The following is a 17,603-nucleotide window of genomic DNA, read 5'->3' on the forward strand; positions in this document are numbered from 1 at the left end:
CTTTATTTAAAATGATATTTCAACCCCACCCCTATCCTGAAAACATTGGGGAAGCTATTCAGATCATTGTCGGATTTGGAAAATGAATTGATTGCTATGGAATATGAAGGTTCAAAGGTGAAGCTGTAGTGCTTCGAAAACCGGTATCTAAGCTGTGTACCCATTAATCCGTTAAAATAAACCGATCTGTAGGGAGATTCTTCCCCGGGCTTTACGTTAAATTCTTCCAATCCGTCGGCATCCGGGGAAACACTGTTTTCAAGAAAAAAATCCGTCCCTACTCCTGCTGACAAAACTACACTTACCTTTTTATCTAATAAAACATAACCTGCTTTCACCGGAATAGATAAAAACTCAAATTGGTTATCAAAATTTATGACCGATGAGGCTAAGTTAAGACTTTCTGCATTGGAAAAACTGAACAAATTGCTGGCCGGTGTCCGGGTGTTATCATCTAATTCATAAAAAGCGTTGGTTGATCCGTCTGAAGAATAATTCAGGTAGTTAATGCCACTTTGCAAAACCCATTTTTTGGCTATCCTTTTACCTACACTAAACCCAAAGGCAAATGACTGCCCTCCGGAGTTATCCTGTGCAACACTTCCCGGGCCGACACTATTATTGTCAGCCAGTATGCTGCTGGAGGCCAGGAACTCATTGGCAGTCAGCATGGCATCTGCTCCACCTGACTCAAAATTGGGATCAAAATACCCGGAAGAGACATTAATTCCCGCCCACAGATTTTCTTCATACGCAGTGTAGTCTTCTTTTTTCATAAAAGGGTCATCTCCATAATTAATTACTTTCTGTATGGTTAAATGATCCACTTGCGGCTCAGTAGGTTGCCGTTCAGCCCCTTTACCGGCAAGCAAGCTGACATGCTCCGAATGGTTATTTTTCCCGTCCCGGTCTCCAGTGACAGCGAAATTCCGGAATGCGGGAGAACCCGTTTCTTTAACATCACTTAATTGCGTAATGGCCTGATTATGGCCCCGGTCGTCCTGGCCGGCAGGGTGATGGGCTTTGGGGTTTGTATTATCTTTTGCGCTACCACCTGGGTGTTTCCCGGAGGCAATGGGTTGTGTTGCGGCTACTACTGGCTGGTCACCCGGTTGCCTGGTTCCGGTCTTTGATCCGGCGGTACCTTTATTTTCCGTTTCCACTTTGCCTGCCTGCGGTGCCTGGCCAGTGAAGGTGCTATAAAAATAAATGCTGCTTACCGCCAAGGCAATCGCTATGGAAGCTGCTGCAACCCACTTGTATATAAAGATGCCCTTTCTATACTTTTTCGATTCCTGATTGGCCAGGTGCCTGTCCAGGTTTTGCCATAATCCGGGAGAAGGACTCATCTCTTTACCATCGAAAGCGTCCTTCCAGGCCTGCTCAAACTTCCCATCCCTATTTTCGCTGATATTTTTCATAACTTATTCGCTCATTTTTATGAATCTTTTCCTGCAACAGGCTTTTGGCCCTTGCATACTGAGATTTAGAGGTACCTTCACTGATGTCAAGCATTTTGGCAATTTCATGATGCTTGTACCCCTCGATAGCATACAGGTTAAAAATAACCTGACACCCCGTGGGTAAAAACTGCACTAACTCCAGCAAGTCCTTTAACCCATAATCTGTTAAATCATAATCAAACTTGGTATCTTCTTTTAAATAATCCACATCTACCATAGGATACAGATATAATTTGCTTCTTTGGCTATTAAGGGCCGTGTTTACAACAATTCTTTTAATCCAATAGTATAGGGGAGAGTCCTGCTTGAAGCTTTTTATATGATTAAAAACTTTTATAAAGGCCTCTTGTAAAACATCTTCCGCTTCCTGTACCCCTTTGGTATACCTCATGCTTATCACCATCATTCTCTTGGAATAATTGGCATACAACTGTTCCTGGGCTTTTCGATCTCCTTTGATACATCCGGAGATTATTTGCGCTTCATCGACCATTTATAAAGTCTTAATCAATATCGATCTTCTTTAAAAAGACACCGGTATATTGAAAATAGTTGGAAAAACTAGCTGTAAATTTACTAACCTTTGTTTTATTTAACATTGATATTATTGAATTTTGCCGGTTCTTTAACACCCTTACCTAAATATGAAAGCAATCGTCCTTTGCCTTATCCTTGCATTATATGGCTGTGTGCCATTAAATCCAGACACCGCTGCCAGCTATACGGGCAACAAAAAATTAATCTATGATAATCATGCTTATGAGCCCGATGTAAAAACCATACTGCTTAATCCTACCCGGAATAATCTCGTAGAACTAACACAACCGGCTGTACTTCCTATTCGTCAGCGGGACAAACTGGTACTGTCCTTTGACTATTTGTATGGAACCCATGAAGATTTCAGGGCCAGGATCATACATTGCGACACGGATTGGACACCCTCTGACTTCGACAATATTGACATACTTAATGTCTTCAACGAATTCAGGCTGGAGCAGTTTGAACAATCCTTTAATACCAGGGTACCTTACATGCATTATACTTTTGAAGTGCCCCGGGTAAACCTTCCCGGCAACTATCTGCTGGTTATTTACCGGGGAAACAATCCGGATGACCTGATTCTTTCCGCACGGTTTATGATTGTAGATAACCGGGTGCCGGTAGCGCCGCAGGTGGGGCTGTCAACAGGCATCGTTGAAAGGGCCATCAACCAACAAATAGATTTTACCGTTGACTATTCCAGTCTCGGGGTCAATGACCCAGCCACCGAAATCAAGGTTATCATACGGCAAAATCAACGGTGGGACAATGTTATCTCCGGCTTAAAACCCACTTTTATCAAAAATTTTGAAAAAAAACTGAGTTATGAATTCTTTAACCTTGAGAACAACTTTCCGGGGGGAAACGAATTCAGGTTTTTTGATCTGCGCTCCATCAATTTTCCCGGCCAAAACGTTGATAAAATCGGATTGACAGAAGATAGTATAACGGCTAATTTGATGCCGGACAAGTCAAGGGAGAGCGAAGCGTACGCTACCAACCGGGATTTAAATGGTGCATTTATTATCGAAAAGGCAGATGCCAACAATCCGGATATCGAGGCTGATTATGTGCATGTAAACTTCTTCCTGCAATCTTCCCAACTTGAGGCAGGAAAAGTCTTTGTTTTGGGCGCTATGAATAATTGGGAAAGACGGCGGGAAAACCAAATGATATTTAGCGAACAATTCGGCGGATACCTGGGAAGGCAAACGGTAAAGCAAGGTTGGTACAATTATATTTATTATGTGGAAAATGGCAAAAGCAGCAATCCTTATTTCTTTGAGGGGAGTCACGCCCAGACTGAAAACCTTTATGAGATTCTGGTTTACCACCGTGGTATTGGCAGCCGCGGCGATCTATTGGTGGGCTATTTGCGCACTAACCCCAATAATTTGAGATAGCTATCGTGTTGTTTGTTTGATACCCGTGCTCGAAAACTTATAATTTTCGGCTCTTAACACCGGATCAACATTGGCGAGGTCAACCATACCAAATCCCTTATGGGTGAAAATACCCAGCCCACTGGTGAAAACAAATTCCTGAACCAAGGGATCAGCATATAACGTAAAGGGTAAAGTATACCCTCTTACTTCAAATTTTACATCCTGATCATAGACCGGATAGATACGGGCAAATTTCTTTTGCTTCTCTTTGATCTTTTTCAGATAGTGCTTGTCAGGCACCAGTTGAAATTTGTAAAACGAGGCAATTTGTTCGGCGGTGTATTTTCCATATTTCTCCATTCTGGCCATGAGTGACTCATAAAGTAAGTCTGAAAACTGATCTTCTTCAGGAGAAATAAACTTTTTACTTTCCTCATTATCGAAACTTGGTGTGGTTAACACCAGCGGCGATATACAAATAAATTTGGACTGATCGCCAAATTCGGGCACATACTCCCTTTCCACATGTTCGGGCGTTAAAATCAAATTACCGACATCCACCTTGGGTAGTTCAAAGAGACTAGTAAGAAAGTAATCATTAAATTCCTTGCTCGGACTGGAAAAAACCAACGTAACCTTACTGGAAAAGTAATGAAGTCCGTTTCTGCTGATTTTCGTTTGTCCTTTTATCGCAGAAAAATTATAGTGGGAGAAATTAACGTAGTCCTGTTTCCCTCCTCTTAATATTACTCCTTTAATAAGTTGGGCAAGCAGGTATTGATGATGAAAAGGAACACTTGCACCTTTATTCTTTAAATTGAATATAATTCTAACTCTCAAAACTTAATACAACTTACGTTAAAAAAAAACTAAAAAGTTACTCCTTGCATTTTCAAAATAAACTGGTATGTCAATGAAGAAAGCAAATTGAGAGCTTAATTCATTACATAATTACAACAGAATCCCTCCAATTGTTCACCGTAGGAAACCAAAAATTGAAAGAAACTTATTTTTAATAATCAATTGATTCCAATATGTAAATTTATTTGATACCTCAATTTCAATAGAATATACTAAAATTTAGGTTTCTATTCAAACAATTATCGCTTGATGGGCCTTATTCAACGGCCACTGATCAATTCTACACGTTGAACCTGAAGTGCATAATATCGCCATCCCTGACAACATACTCTTTACCTTCTATGGATATTTTGCCAGCTTCCCTGCATCCTAACTCTGTTTTATATTTTTCATAGTCAGGCAGTTTGATGACTTCGGCCTTGATAAAACCTCTTTCAAAGTCAGTATGAATAACGCCGGCGGCCTGCGGTGCCTTCCAGCCCCTTCTGATCGTCCAGGCTTTCACTTCTTTCTCCCCTGCAGTAAAATAGGTAATCAGGTTCAGTATGTTGTACGAAGCCCTGATAAGCCTGGTTAAGCCTGACGCTTTTAATCCGTATTCCGCCAGAAACATTTCACGTTCTTCCGGGTCAAGTTCGGCAATTTGAGATTCGATGGAGGCCGAAACCATGATCACCTCCGCACCTTCCTTACCGGCAACCTCCTTCAAAGCCTTTACATATTCGTTACCGGATTGAATATCTCCCTCCTCGACATTGGCCACATAAATTACCGGTTTGGCAGTAAGTAGGAATAAATCCGCTATCGCAGCCTTCTCCTCCTCAGAAGTTAAGCCCTGCCGGATGTTTTGCCCCTTTTCAAGGTGCTCCTTACATCCTTGCAATATTGCCAGCTCCTTTCTGGCAGCGGCATCGCCGGATTTTGCGATCTTTTCAAGCCTGGCGATTTTTTTCTCCACAGATTCCAGGTCCTTTAACTGAAGTTCCGAATCAATGATCTCTTTGTCAAAAACCGGGTCTACCCTTCCTGCTACATGTACGACGTTGTCATTCTCAAAACACCTGACAACGTGTATGATAGCATCGACTTCCCTGATATTTGCCAAAAACTTATTACCCAGCCCTTCCCCTTTGCTGGCTCCCTTGACCAAACCGGCAATATCGACAAATTCAATGACTGTCGGCAATACTTTTTGGGGGTGAACGAGTGACTCCAGTTTTTGCAATCTTTCATCGGGTACGGTAATCACCCCTACATTAGGTTCAATAGTGCAAAATGGAAAATTAGCCGCTTCTGCCCTGGCATTGGATAACGCGTTAAACAAAGTAGATTTACCCACGTTTGGCAGACCTACGATTCCACATCTAAGAGCCATTGTTTATATTAATCAGGTTAATTTAAAAATTCGATATTGTTTAAACCCTTTATACAGTTCGACCACCGACACCCGCAAAACAGTATAAAACGGAATTGCCACGATCATACCCACCACTCCGGCAATGGTAGCGCCCGCAAAGATAATAACAAATATTTCTAATGGGTGAGCTTTTACACTTTTTGAGAAAATCAATGGCTGCAAAACAAGGTTATCGGTCAGTTGCACGACAGAAAACACAGTAACTATCTTCAACAACAAAAAAATGTAATCCTGGGTATTGAGAAATGTTCCTGCGGTAGATACCCCTACAATGATGCCGAAACTCGCCCCTAAAATAGGTCCTGCGTAAGGAATCAGATTAGCAACTGCCGCGAACACAGCGATGGTTAACGCGTATTTTATACCAAGAATACTGAGGCCTATGGCAGCAATACTAAATATGGAAATCATCTGAAGCAAAAGGCCAATAAGATAATTTGAAAGCAGTTTTTCAATTTTATGTATAGCAGAAATCGTGACTTCGAAATAACCGTTTGGAATAAATGATATCAACTGCCGGCGACGGGTAGCTGTCTCGAAAAGAAAGAAAAAGGTGATAAAACTCACAGCCAGAATACCGACCAAAACATTCCCTGTAATGGATAAAATACGGTTGATTATCTCCTGTACATTAATTTTGGCAATCAGGCTCAAAAAGCTCTCTTTCAGGCCTTCCACTAAAAACCCATCCTTGGCTTCCCAAAGCTGATTTTCAATGATATACATTTCAAGGCTTTGCAGGGGTTTTGTCATCCGTCGATATAAACTCTCATAATTAAGGTTGGCAATAACCTGGATCTGTTCGGAAATCAGGGGCACAAAAAGCAAAATAAACAACCCTAAAACCAAAATAAGTAATAACAGGCTGAGAAATACTGCTACAATTCTGGGTGTCTTTATTTTGTAAAATTGGGTCTGTGCAATGTAGTTGGTTAACGGCCTTAATATAGTAGCCAGCACCAGGGAAATGATAATGTAAATGGTTATATTGGAAAAATACCAGGCAAGAAACAAAAGGGCTGAAATGCCAATCAATAAATAAATAATTGTTTTATTAAGGAAGGGTCCAAATTTTGGCAGATATGACTTAACCATTCGCAAAAAAAATAAAGCTCCCGATTAAAACCAAGAGCTTCATTTAAAATCCTTTTTGGTAAATACTAATCCCACCTCAGCTCAGTATTGGTATCGGCAGCCGCATCTTCTTCAGGTTTCACGTCATATTGGCTAAAGTCTACTTCCGGTAGCAGTTCCGTTTTTACATGATCAACCGTTTCAGTCAATGCTTCCTTAAATTTTTGAAAATCCTCTTTATACAAAAAGATCTTATGCTTTTCGTATACGTAGCCATCGTCCTTAAATTTTCTTTTACTCTCGGTAATGGTGAGATAATAGTCGTTAGATCTGGTAGACTTCACATCAAAAAAGTAAGTCCTTTTCCCTGCACGTACTCTTTGTGAATATATTTCTTCACGCTCATTTTGCTTGTTCTCTTCCACAATCCTAAGTGTTTAAGTTGAAGTAAATAAGTTATAAATATGGGTTAATTGATTTTTTTTCTCCTAATAAATGTTAAATATAGTATATTAATGTACACAAATCAAATTCTGATTTTAATAAATAATTTGAAGAATGCCAAAAGTTATGGCGATTGTTTTATTATTTTCCATCATTTTTTGTAACATTTGCATAAGCCAACAGCGGCATACAGAGGAGGGAATAGCGTCATACTACCACCATCGATTTCATGGTAAAGCTACGGCAAGTGGTGAACTTTATGATAAAGATAAATTCACCGGAGCCCATAAAAAGTTGCCTTTCGGCTCAAAGGTGAAGGTAACTAATCTGGCCAACCAAAAATCCGTTGTTGTCATTATCAATGACAGAGGCCCCTATACCCCGGGCAGGGTTATAGACATATCATACGCTGCCGCCGAAAGGATCGATATGATCAAACAGGGGGTCGTTAAAGTCAGGGTGGAAACTTTAGAATGACATGAACATCGAATTAAAAAAAGTGAAGGAGTTTGGCAATATTGAGTTATTGGCCAGACAATTGGTAGAGGGGTTTATTACCGGCATGCACAAATCACCCTATCACGGTTTTTCTGTGGAGTTTGCCGAGCACCGGCTATATAATACCGGTGAAAGTACCAAATACATAGACTGGAAAGCCTTCGCCAAAACAGACCGCCTGTATTCGAAAAGATTTGAAGAGGAGACCAATTTACGCTGTCACCTTGTGATCGATAACTCTTCATCTATGTACTATCCGGTTGAAAATAAGGGAAAAATCACCTTCAGCATCTTATCGGCCGCCGCCCTGGCCTATTTGCTGCAAAAACAACGCGACGCGGTTGGTATTTTTTCCTTTTCAGAGAAAATCGACCTGCAAACACAAATAAAATCCACCTCCTCGCATCTGCACAAGCTTTTTATCAGCCTCGAAAGAATGCTGGACGAAACACCCAAAACCAGAAAAACATCGGTCGCCCCGGTTTTGCATGAAATCGCCGAAAAAATACATAAACGTTCTCTGGTTATTATTTTCAGTGACTTTTTTCAGAACACCATAGACAATAAAGAAATATTTACCGCCCTTCAGCATTTAAAGCATAACAAACACGAAGTGCTTTTATTTCATGTAACTGATGTAAATACCGAGTTGAATTTTGAGTTTGAAGAAAGGCCCTATGAATTCCTCGATATGGAAAGCGGTGAAAAGTTAAGATTGCAACCTTCCCAGATTAAGGAAATGTATAAGGAAAAAATGGGAGAATATTACCATAATCTGAGACTTAAGTGCGGGCAGTTTAAAATCGACTACGTACAGGCCGACATCAACAAAAGCTTCGATCAGGTCTTAAGCGCCTTTCTTATCAAAAGAAGCAAAATGCAATAGCCTCCTATTCAGTCGATCCACACCCCATAGCAAGAGTGTCCGTGACTGTTGCAAAACAATTTCTGCAAAATTCTTTGTGTCCCTTTGTGTCTTGGTGCCTTCGTGGTGAAAAATGGTTAACCACAAAGGCACCAGGAGACACAGCGTTTTAGTCCCCGTGCATGTTGGCTTTTTTGGCTAATAGCTCCTCTTCTGTTTCCCTGTGATCGGGATCATCAACGCAACAATCAACCGGGCAAACGGCGGCGCATTGAGGTTCTTCATGAAAGCCCATACACTCGGTACATTTCTCGGTAACAATATAATAAAATTCGTCAGATACAGGTTCCTGTGGCTCGTCTGCTTTGACGAGCGTGCCGTCCGGTAATTCAACCTCATTGAGGCTGGTTCCTCCACCCCATGTCCATTCCATTCCTCCTTCATATATCGCGGTATTAGGGCATTCCGGCTCGCAGGCGCCACAATTAATACATTCATCAGTTATCATTATAGCCATGGCAACTATGTTTTTTCATTTCCCAAATATTTACCTACTTAATTAAACAAAAATAGAAACAATATGTTCAACAGCAAATAATTCATTTGATCATTTAAACCAAAAAAATATTTACTTTGCGGTTATGAAAATGACGGAAAGAATCTCAGCGCTGGCGGCCCTGGGTAAGGCAATCAATGATTTGACAGAGGAAGAAAAGGAAATGCTGCATCAAAAAGCCGCATCCTGTAATAACTGGTTTACCAAAGACAGCATTGAGCTGGCATTACAGGGTATTGAGTTGTTTCTGGATAAAAACAAACTGGAAAAATGGGTCGCCCCTTATCGACTGGAACCGGAGGAGCCCAAAAAAGTGGGTGTGGTTATGGCCGGAAATGTTCCGTTAGTGGGATTTCATGATTTTTTGAGTGTATTGCTCAGTGGCCACCAGTTACATATGAAGTTCAGTGCGCAGGATCCATACCTGCCTGATTATCTCAGCCAGAAGCTGATCACTATCGCGCCTGAATTCACTTCATATATTGTTAAAGCTGACTTGCTAAAGGGTATGGATGCCATCATTGCCACCGGCAGTGATAACTCCTCCAGGTATTTTGAGTATTACTTCTCCGGGCTTCCCCATATCATCAGGAAAAACCGCACTTCCTGCGCTGTTCTCACAGGCCTGGAAACCACTGAGAACCTCACAGCCTTAGGCAAAGATATTTTTCAATACTATGGTTTGGGCTGCCGTAACGTTTCCAAGCTGTATGTACCCCAAAACTTTGACTTCAATCCGTTGTTTGAGCGCCTGCAGTCCTATCAAAAGGTCATCTCAAACCACAAATACAACAACAACTACGATTACAACAAGTCCATCTACCTGGTGAACAAAGAGGCCCATCTGGATACAGGATTTTTACTGCTCAGGGAAACACAGGAAATGGTTTCTCCCATTTCGGTCGTTTACTATGAATATTATAAAGACCGTGATGATTTGGAAAAAAAGTTAACCGGCCAAAAAGATAAAATTCAGTGTGTGATAGGTAACCATAAAGAAAATTCCGGTTTTGTAGCTTTTGGAAACTCCCAGATGCCTGGTCTGCAAGATTATGCCGATAATATCGATACTTTGAAATTTTTAGAAGATTTTTCCTCCAAAAAGTAATAAAAGCTCTAAATATATTCTTATTGGCATTTTATTGAAACAGCATCCTTGCTTTTGACCACTTCTCGATAAGTAAACACTCCGGTGAAACCGGGAACATCAGGGTGTTATTTTATTTTTTTGGCCACACGCCCGCTTTGGCTCAATAAGCTCCGCCGTTCACAATCGATTCCCATAACAGGCAGATAAATAACTAAAACCCTATCTGAAAACAAAAAAGAGACTGTCTCAAAAGGGTAGCCTCTGATTTTTTTGCCAAATATTATTTTACTTGGTTAAAATCTCACTGAGAATCGATAGAAGACAAGGGGTGTTTTACTCATATCTTGAGATAAATACCCATTCAACCTGTATCCGACAAAAGGATATTTGGCGTTAAAAAAGGCCATCTCACTTTTGAGACAGCCTCTTTCCATAATTTATGAATATTAACTATTAATACTATCTGTCTGATTTAATCCAGGTTATCGGCACGATAAATACCTGTGCCGTAGTCAACATTTATAATAGTAGTAGTACCTGGCCTTACGTTGGTATAATATTTCCTTTCCGGATTATCAACTGTAGGAGACTGATAGGATGTCTTATTGACAAATTCATCAGAATAACCCGATCCCTGGCTTACAAACCGGTATTCACCGAAAAAATAAGCATCTGATAAATCATTGAAATTTTGAACAGATATTCTTAACAGTGCGCCGGAGCCGGCACCGGTAATATCAGTAAATGTTACATCGACTGAATCAGTTGCTGCTCCTGAGTAATTTCCACCTTCGCTAAAGCTTACACCTGATATCTCTTCATCATTATTGACTAAAACCTGTGAGACAATAGCTGTCTGCTGTCCTGAAGGCGCATCGCCGGCAATCCCGTAGACAGTATGAATACTATTGAAAGGATAATTAGCGGCATTCTGAGATCCCCCGGCAAACATTGTGAAAAGAGTTGGGTAGGTAGTGATACTGGGTAGCACTTCAGGGAAAGTGCGCGGATCAGAATTTATCTTGGTATAAGCAATAGTCTGGTCCATTTCCAAATCAGGAAAACGGATGTTCAGACCGGTACTCCCATTGGCATCGGTCGGAACTTGCAGTTCCCATTTACCTTGATCATCTGTTGTCGCTGAAAAATTGAGTGTCTTGTTATCCAGGTTAACCTCTACCAGTAGTTCTATCCCACTTGCATACTCTGTCGCATCATTGGTCAGATCCGATTCTATTTCAACAGTACCTCTTATTGTCGCCATATTCTCTGGTACGTTAAGAGAATTCAGCTCGAAACGTGCTGTGACCTGTCCTATTCTGAAGTTAGACGTGCTTAAACTAGAGCTGCCGCTCAGTGTAGTGTAGTTTTCTGCTTCGATTTTGTAAACGTAGCCACCAATTTTTGCATCCGGAAACAAAGCCGCTCCATTGGCATCGGTAGTTACTTCTCTTGTTTCACCATTTTGGCTAACGGTTACTTTAGCTCCTTCAATGGGATCTTCATTGTCTGTAGAATTGTTGACTACATAAATAGAAAGGTCAACAGATTGCTGGGCATTTAATGCATCTTCCTCTGAAAATTCCTCTTCGCAGGAAATGGCGAAGATGGCCATGGATAGCATCATTAACGAAATAATCTTTGTTCTTACCTTAGTCATTGTTACAATTTTTGTTTATTGATTTCGATTAAAAATGAATTGTTTTATGTTATTGTTAAAATCCTAGTCCTATCGTAAAATAAGCACTATGGGTGGTCAGATCGCCTTGAACAGCCCTGAGATCGATGTAGCTAAAAGAAGGTTTTGCTGTGGTAACACCGTACCGGTATCTCAAATCCAGCATCAAACGCTTTGCCCCCAGGCTTACTTCACCCCCAATACCAGCGGTAGCACCTATCTGAATAGTCTCGTATTCATTGGAAATATTATCATAACCTCTAACAGTCATGTAAGTCTGGTTGTGATGATAAGTCCTTTCAAAATGCGTATCCACCAAAAAGGTATAAGAGACAGCAGGGCCCAAAGCAATGTTCGGCACAAAATTACCAAATGCCGGAAGCCGGTATTTGGCTAACACCGGTACATCGACACTATGGATGGTGATCGCGTAGTTGGTCGTTGACAAACTACCCAATGACTCTACATCTCCAAAACGGGTGTTGTCTACGAACTTCAACAACTTACCCCCTTGCTGCAAATAGGAGGGTTCGGCCTGAACCGACAATTGATCGTTAAATCCGTACTCTACTACCACACCGGCAGTAAAGCCAAGTTTTTCAGAAGTATGGGGCTGAGTGTTACTGAATTCACTGACAACAAATCCGGCTCTGAACCCATACCGCAATCCGGTGTTGCTGCTTGTGATGTCGCTTGCCTCATCTTGTGCTTGTGCTTGCAGTTTTATCAGCAAACCCAAGATTGTTAGAATTGTGAATCTTTTTAAATTCATAATTTTTTTAGATAAATACAATGATTAAATTTTCAATATGAAAACAGGAGGCTTTGGCCGGCGCAGTCAAAAAAACTCAAGCTGATTGGCTGTGTTACACGCTTTATCCTGTCCTAAATTCACCCGCTAATTTCTGCTTTTAGAAAAAAAAAAATATACCACAGGTAAAGCGGAACAAACAGTTGTAATTTTTTGAGAATAATTGTAATTTTTCTTTTATCTATTTTAAAAGTTTACAGGCTGACGGTTAAATAGTGCCTATCTGTTCTGTAATCAAATACTAATTTATGATGTTTGTTTTCTTCTGGTTTTCAAAAAATCAGGGCTGGAAAGGAAAAAAGATCAGGCAAACTACATGATGCTCAAAACTTTATAGGATTTTTTGGCTACTCTCTCTATAACTTACTTCTAACCTGGCGCCAGCGTCCTTGGCCGTTGCACAACGCAAGAATGCACCTGTACGCTCACCTCATCGGCCAGAACCTCTGTGACTCTTTGTGTCTTCGTGCCTCCGTGGTGAAAAATGGTGAACCATAAAGACACCAAGAATTTTATCGAAAATGTTGTGCAACAGCCACGTCCGCTCGTGCCAGAAGTTATAAAGTTGGTGGCGAGCTGCAATCTTTTCCTCCATCTGTTATCAACCAATTATAGGTACCTATCAAGCTTGTACTGGTTTTTCAGACTTTTTTTGGTACAAGGCTGCCTTTAGTATCATCTGGTTGTGACAGCCTTTTGGATTACTAGTAGCTAAGATAAGTTCTCCCGGTGACGTATTATGTCACCGGGAATTTTTTTTTGAAAAAATCTTTCTTTAAAAGGGATTGTGGGTGGTAGAGCGAACGTGGATGGGTCTGTTTTTCAGATGCTACTTATCAATTCCTCCCCTCCAGAGCTCTATCCAACCGGAATACTTTTCATCCCCGATCTGAATCGTGTAGTAATAAATACCGTCGGCATGATCTTCACCGTCCCAATCGTTCCGGTAGTTGTCTGTCTCATAGACCTTTCGGCCCAAGCGGTTGGAAATTAGCAATTTGGTGCCATCCAAAGGTAAGTTTCGGATGAAGAATGTTTCATTAAAGTTATCCCCGTTAGGTGTGAAAATGTTGGGGATGAATATCTCAGAGTCTCGTGGGATCTCTACACTAAACATGATTTCACAACCTAACGAGTCACTGATAAACACCTCATAAGCGCCAGGTAGCAATTCAGTAAACTGAAATTCAAACTCCTGATTGGTTTGATTTTGTGGTATATCGACCCATACTCCGCCTGAGGGCTCAATCAAAATTCGGTATCCGCCTGCACCACCTATTACGTTGTCGATCATAATGCTACCGGTGCCACGCTCGGGCAGGGACTGGGTTATTTCACCGAGTGTCGCGGATAATGGCAGATTAATGGTTAAATTCTCGACATCGCTGCTTAAGGAAGTGCCACAAACAGCCTGTTCTTGCGTAAGCAGTAATTGATAATTTCCTGTAGCGTTCAGGAAATTGGCTGAGGTAATCCTGTAAACATTACCGGCTGGCAAATCGGGCAAAGTGATAACATCGATAGGGCTGATTTCCCCTACCCTGTATACTTCTATATCAAAAGGGGTATTATCTTCGGCAGTGATGTTGCTTAACAAAATCGCCTGTCGGTTATCAAAACATTCCAATGCCAAATCAAAGCCCAATCCCACAGGGCCACTGTTAATCGTGATCGGCACTTTGTTGGGGCAACCACCGGCGGCAACTACAGTGACGTAGTAGGTGCCTACGGAGAGATTAGAAAACTCCATGATGCCGTTTGTGGGTACAAACTGGAATTCCCCGTCCTCATCGATTTCAGTTGATATGGCAGCTTCGAATGATCCCGGTAGCTGCAAGGGATCGATTTGAATGGTTATGGAGCCATTCTGACCATTGCCATTGCAATCAGGAGTGATCACTGAGGAAGTAAACAGCACAAGGCCAGGGGCGTCTACTAAAACATTATAGTTTTTTTCGCAATTATTGTCATCGATGACTGTCAGGAAATGAAATCCCGCTGTTAAGTCTTCAAAAGTATTGTTTGCCGGCAAATCGCTGAAATCTACCCCATCCAGGCGATATCTGTAAGGAGCCAGCCCCCCTGTAACATTTAACACCTTGATGCTGCCGCCGGCATTACTACAGGTGGCTTCGTTGGTATTAAAGGTTAAATCAATTTCCTGTAGGGCATTGTCGATCGTAACTGCTACTTCGGCCGGACACTGGTCCGAGACATCATTTCGCACTAAAACATTGAAATTTCCCAGCGCAGGCAGGTTGGATACCACCCCGTTAGGAGGCAGGTTATTCCAAACAAGGCCATCGATAGAATACTGATAAGGAGCGCTTCCACCTTCGGTAATGGTGATCCTGGCTTCACCGGTAGCAGCGCCAAAGCATACTACATCCACAAAATCTGAGGCTGTAGCCTTGACGGTTGTTTGTCTCACCAATGAATAAGGTAAGGTACAAACATTGCCAGCCCCATCGTCAACGGTATATTCATAGTTATCTTCTGTCAAATCCTGGAATGAAATGTTGGCGGCCGATGTACCTGTTTCACCTTTGTTGAATCCATTGTTATTGGTCAGCAAGACTGTGTAGCTGCCGGAACCGCCGGTTATGCCAAATGAAATGATCCCGTCGTCGTTGTTTACACAAGAAGGGCGCACTTCGGTGACACTGATCACAAAGGCGCCACAGTTTATGCCCCCTCCTGAGCAGAGCGGATCGGTTGGATTCAGCACATTTATGATTACATCATCTTGCGTCGGGGGACAAACGCCATTGTCATCCGTGATCGTCCACCTCAGAACGTTCGTTCCTACAGACAAGCCATTTACACGAGTGTCTCGGATGCTGCTATCAACAAAAACCGCGCCGCCCGAAACAACGCTCCATGCTCCCTGTTCATTGCCTCCAAATCCATTGGCAGCCAACGTGGTGCTCGTCGTACAAATATTCTGATCAGGGCCAGCATTCGCCACTGTATTCGCGCCTACCTCAACCGTGACTGTATCAGTCGAGGGCGGACATGGGCCTGTAAAAGCTTCGATCGTCCAAACAAACCGGTTGATACCCACTGAAAGACCCGTCACTGAAGTAGCAGGATCGTTCGCATCGGCAAAAATACCGCTACCGTCGGTAAATGTCCAGGTACCTTCTTCATTGGCACCTTCCGTATTGCCGGCCAGCGTTGTAAACGCATCACAAATATTCTGATCTGGACCGGCATCGGCGGCGGTAATGGTGCCGATCACATCGATGGTTACAAAATCATCATTACCCCCGCAACCAAATGGATTCTGATCCGCAATGGTCCAGATGAAATCGTAGGTTTGACCATCGATTAATCCGGTCACCTGGGTATTTGGATCGTTTGGATCCACAAAAACGGGTGCCGGCACGACTGGTCCGGTGTACGACCAAATACCGACTTCAGTAGCATTATCATAATTATTGGCTGCTAACGTTGTGAAACTTGTACAGATATTGTGATCAGGGCCAGCATTTGGCAGCGTTAATTCGGTGAAGTTTACATCGACAAGATCTACTTCAGTACAGTTGGTATTGACATCCGTAACTTCCCATTGAAAGGTATTTACCCCTTCTGTCAAACCGGTAACTTCGGTGTTGGGATCGATAGCATCTGTAAAAGATCCGGTTCCCGCCACGACCGTCCAAACCCCTGTTTCATTGGCTCCCAAAGATGCGTTCAGGAAAGTGCTGTTGCTACAAACTGATTGGTCTGTACCGGCATTAGCAGCGGGGGCAGCCGAGACATCCACAGTGATGGTTTCGGAATCCGGTGTACATCCGGGGGCTGCGATGGTGTAAGTGAACTGATAACTTCCAGGTGCCACGGCGGAGGCGTCGAACAAATTTCCGGTCAAAGCACCGGTGGCGTCATCGTCGCCCCAACTACCTCCGGCATCATTACCGGTTAGACCTGTAAACAGATTAAATGCTGTCTCATTGCCACAAACATCGATGTTGGTCAGTGCAGTACCGGCATTTAAATTAGGCACTACATTAACGGTAACCATGGTAGCTCTGGGAGGGCAGGTGGGACTGGACACAATATAGGTAAAATCATAAGATCCTATCCCTACTGCACTGGCATCAAAAATTTCATTGTTTGTACCTGACAAAGCGAGGGTCAAATCATCATCATTCCATATGCCGCCGGGATCAAAGCCGCTCAGCAATGTGAATAAATCAAAGTTGGTAGTGGTAACACAGGCCGTTCCGGTTGATCCTGTTCCTGCGTTGGGCTGGGCAACGATGTTGACCGAAACCGTTGCCGAAGCAGGCGTACATCCGGGATTGCTAACAGTGTAAGTAAAATTGTAGGTATTTCCGGCTGTCACACCGGCTACTGTAGCATCGAAAATAGCCCCGGTTAATCCCCCGCTTCCGTCATCATCATTCCAGGTACCACCTGCTTGCGGGGTTCCACCTAAAGCCGCAAACAGATCAACGGCATTGTCACTTTTACAAACGTCTATGGTGGCATCAACGCCGGCATCTGACAGGGGGCTGACCTCAATGTTTTCCGTATCTGTACCAATACAGCCATTCCCGTCTGTTATCTCATAAGTAATCGTATGCGGTGATGATGCCGATCCGGCTACGGATGGATCGAAAGTACCATTTACCCCATCGGTTATACCGGGACCGGACCAAGTACCTCCTGGCGTCGCCGCTATCAGGTTCACAGGGGCGGCATCTTCACAAAACGGACCGGCGGGGGTAATCGTTGCGTCGGGCAAGGCATGAACAACAATAGCTTCAGTATCTGTACCAATACAGCCATTACCGTCTGTTATCTCATAGGTAATCGTATGCGGTGATAACGCCGACCCAGCTACGGATGGGTCAAAAGTGCCATTTACCCCATCGGTTATACCGGGACCGGACCAAGTACCTCCTGGCGTCGC

14 protein-coding genes are annotated in these 17,603 nt (G+C 42.6%); 4 read left to right on the forward strand and 10 right to left on the reverse strand.

From position 1 onward, the window contains the following. Positions 1-2: 2 nt before the first annotated feature. Together AC04NP_RS09860 and AC04NP_RS09865 are read right to left on the reverse strand one after the other, a co-directional pair. Positions 3-1,421, reverse strand: a complete 1,419-nt coding sequence (locus tag AC04NP_RS09860) for a hypothetical protein (protein WP_482859496.1) — start codon at positions 1,419-1,421, stop codon at positions 3-5. Then, positions 1,399-1,956: an RNA polymerase sigma factor gene (locus tag AC04NP_RS09865; RefSeq protein ID WP_482859497.1), complete on the reverse strand. Its 558-nt coding sequence runs from the start codon at positions 1,954-1,956 to the stop codon at positions 1,399-1,401. Before AC04NP_RS09865 ends, AC04NP_RS09860 begins: the two co-directional genes overlap by 23 nt. A 151-nt stretch (positions 1,957-2,107) precedes the next feature. Between AC04NP_RS09865 and AC04NP_RS09870 the strand changes: the two genes are divergently transcribed. Then, the gene (locus AC04NP_RS09870; RefSeq protein WP_482859498.1) at positions 2,108-3,406 is read left to right on the forward strand and encodes a type IX secretion system plug protein; all 1,299 of its coding nucleotides are present in this window, start codon (positions 2,108-2,110) and stop codon (positions 3,404-3,406) included. Here the strand turns inward: AC04NP_RS09870 and cas6 are convergent, their stop codons facing one another. The 4 genes from cas6 to AC04NP_RS09890 all read right to left on the reverse strand — a co-directional run bounded on the left by cas6 (position 3,407) and on the right by AC04NP_RS09890 (position 7,165). Further along, a complete protein-coding gene (gene cas6, locus AC04NP_RS09875) occupies positions 3,407-4,228 on the reverse strand; it encodes a CRISPR-associated endoribonuclease Cas6 (RefSeq protein WP_482859499.1) in 822 nt (273 codons plus the stop codon). It abuts the gene before it with no gap. Between the two features lie 301 nt (positions 4,229-4,529). Next, on the reverse strand, positions 4,530-5,624 hold the full coding sequence (ychF, locus tag AC04NP_RS09880) for a redox-regulated ATPase YchF (protein ID WP_482859500.1): 1,095 nt from the start codon (positions 5,622-5,624) through the stop codon (positions 4,530-4,532). 12 nt (positions 5,625-5,636) lie between these two features. Continuing rightward, entirely contained in the window at positions 5,637-6,701 is a 1,065-nt protein-coding gene (locus tag AC04NP_RS09885; protein ID WP_482859502.1) for an AI-2E family transporter, read from the reverse strand. 125 nt (positions 6,702-6,826) lie between these two features. Then, the gene (locus AC04NP_RS09890; protein ID WP_482859504.1) at positions 6,827-7,165 is read right to left on the reverse strand and encodes a DUF3276 family protein; all 339 of its coding nucleotides are present in this window, start codon (positions 7,163-7,165) and stop codon (positions 6,827-6,829) included. A 133-nt stretch (positions 7,166-7,298) separates the two neighbouring features. Between AC04NP_RS09890 and AC04NP_RS09895 the strand changes: the two genes are divergently transcribed. Beyond that, entirely contained in the window at positions 7,299-7,661 is a 363-nt protein-coding gene (locus tag AC04NP_RS09895) for a septal ring lytic transglycosylase RlpA family protein (protein ID WP_482859506.1), read from the forward strand. Position 7,662: 1 nt separating this feature from the next. Next, entirely contained in the window at positions 7,663-8,568 is a 906-nt protein-coding gene (locus tag AC04NP_RS09900) for a DUF58 domain-containing protein (protein ID WP_482859507.1), read from the forward strand. Between the two features lie 148 nt (positions 8,569-8,716). Here the strand turns inward: AC04NP_RS09900 and AC04NP_RS09905 are convergent, their stop codons facing one another. Next, on the reverse strand, positions 8,717-9,064 hold the full coding sequence (locus AC04NP_RS09905; RefSeq protein ID WP_482859509.1) for a 4Fe-4S binding protein: 348 nt from the start codon (positions 9,062-9,064) through the stop codon (positions 8,717-8,719). A gap of 130 nt (positions 9,065-9,194) precedes the next feature. On the opposite strand from AC04NP_RS09905, the gene AC04NP_RS09910 reads away from it, so the two are divergent. After that, entirely contained in the window at positions 9,195-10,211 is a 1,017-nt protein-coding gene (locus AC04NP_RS09910) for an acyl-CoA reductase (RefSeq protein ID WP_482859511.1), read from the forward strand. A gap of 454 nt (positions 10,212-10,665) precedes the next feature. Here the strand turns inward: AC04NP_RS09910 and AC04NP_RS09915 are convergent, their stop codons facing one another. The 3 genes from AC04NP_RS09915 to AC04NP_RS09925 all read right to left on the reverse strand — a co-directional run. After that, the gene (locus AC04NP_RS09915; RefSeq protein WP_482859513.1) at positions 10,666-11,853 is read right to left on the reverse strand and encodes a carboxypeptidase-like regulatory domain-containing protein; all 1,188 of its coding nucleotides are present in this window, start codon (positions 11,851-11,853) and stop codon (positions 10,666-10,668) included. Between the two features lie 55 nt (positions 11,854-11,908). After that, positions 11,909-12,643: a porin family protein gene (locus AC04NP_RS09920; RefSeq protein ID WP_482859515.1), complete on the reverse strand. Its 735-nt coding sequence runs from the start codon at positions 12,641-12,643 to the stop codon at positions 11,909-11,911. Between the two features lie 868 nt (positions 12,644-13,511). Beyond that, on the reverse strand, positions 13,512-17,603 hold a 4,092-nt coding region (locus AC04NP_RS09925; protein ID WP_482859517.1), incomplete at its 5' end, for a T9SS type B sorting domain-containing protein.

It is taken from the genome of Agaribacillus sp. DX54, assembly GCF_056858335.1.

Coding starts and splice junctions, on each gene's coding strand:
- AC04NP_RS09860 (WP_482859496.1), bottom strand. CDS start 1,421: ATGAAAAATATCAGCGAAAATAGGGATGGGAAGTTTGAGCAGGCCTGG.
- AC04NP_RS09865 (WP_482859497.1), bottom strand. CDS start 1,956: ATGGTCGATGAAGCGCAAATAATCTCCGGATGTATCAAAGGAGATCGA.
- AC04NP_RS09870 (WP_482859498.1), top strand. CDS start 2,108: ATGAAAGCAATCGTCCTTTGCCTTATCCTTGCATTATATGGCTGTGTG.
- ychF (WP_482859500.1), bottom strand. CDS start 5,624: ATGGCTCTTAGATGTGGAATCGTAGGTCTGCCAAACGTGGGTAAATCT.
- AC04NP_RS09895 (WP_482859506.1), top strand. CDS start 7,299: ATGCCAAAAGTTATGGCGATTGTTTTATTATTTTCCATCATTTTTTGT.
- AC04NP_RS09900 (WP_482859507.1), top strand. CDS start 7,663: ATGAACATCGAATTAAAAAAAGTGAAGGAGTTTGGCAATATTGAGTTA.
- AC04NP_RS09905 (WP_482859509.1), bottom strand. CDS start 9,064: ATGGCTATAATGATAACTGATGAATGTATTAATTGTGGCGCCTGCGAG.
- AC04NP_RS09910 (WP_482859511.1), top strand. CDS start 9,195: ATGACGGAAAGAATCTCAGCGCTGGCGGCCCTGGGTAAGGCAATCAAT.
- AC04NP_RS09915 (WP_482859513.1), bottom strand. CDS start 11,853: ATGACTAAGGTAAGAACAAAGATTATTTCGTTAATGATGCTATCCATG.
- AC04NP_RS09920 (WP_482859515.1), bottom strand. CDS start 12,643: ATGAATTTAAAAAGATTCACAATTCTAACAATCTTGGGTTTGCTGATA.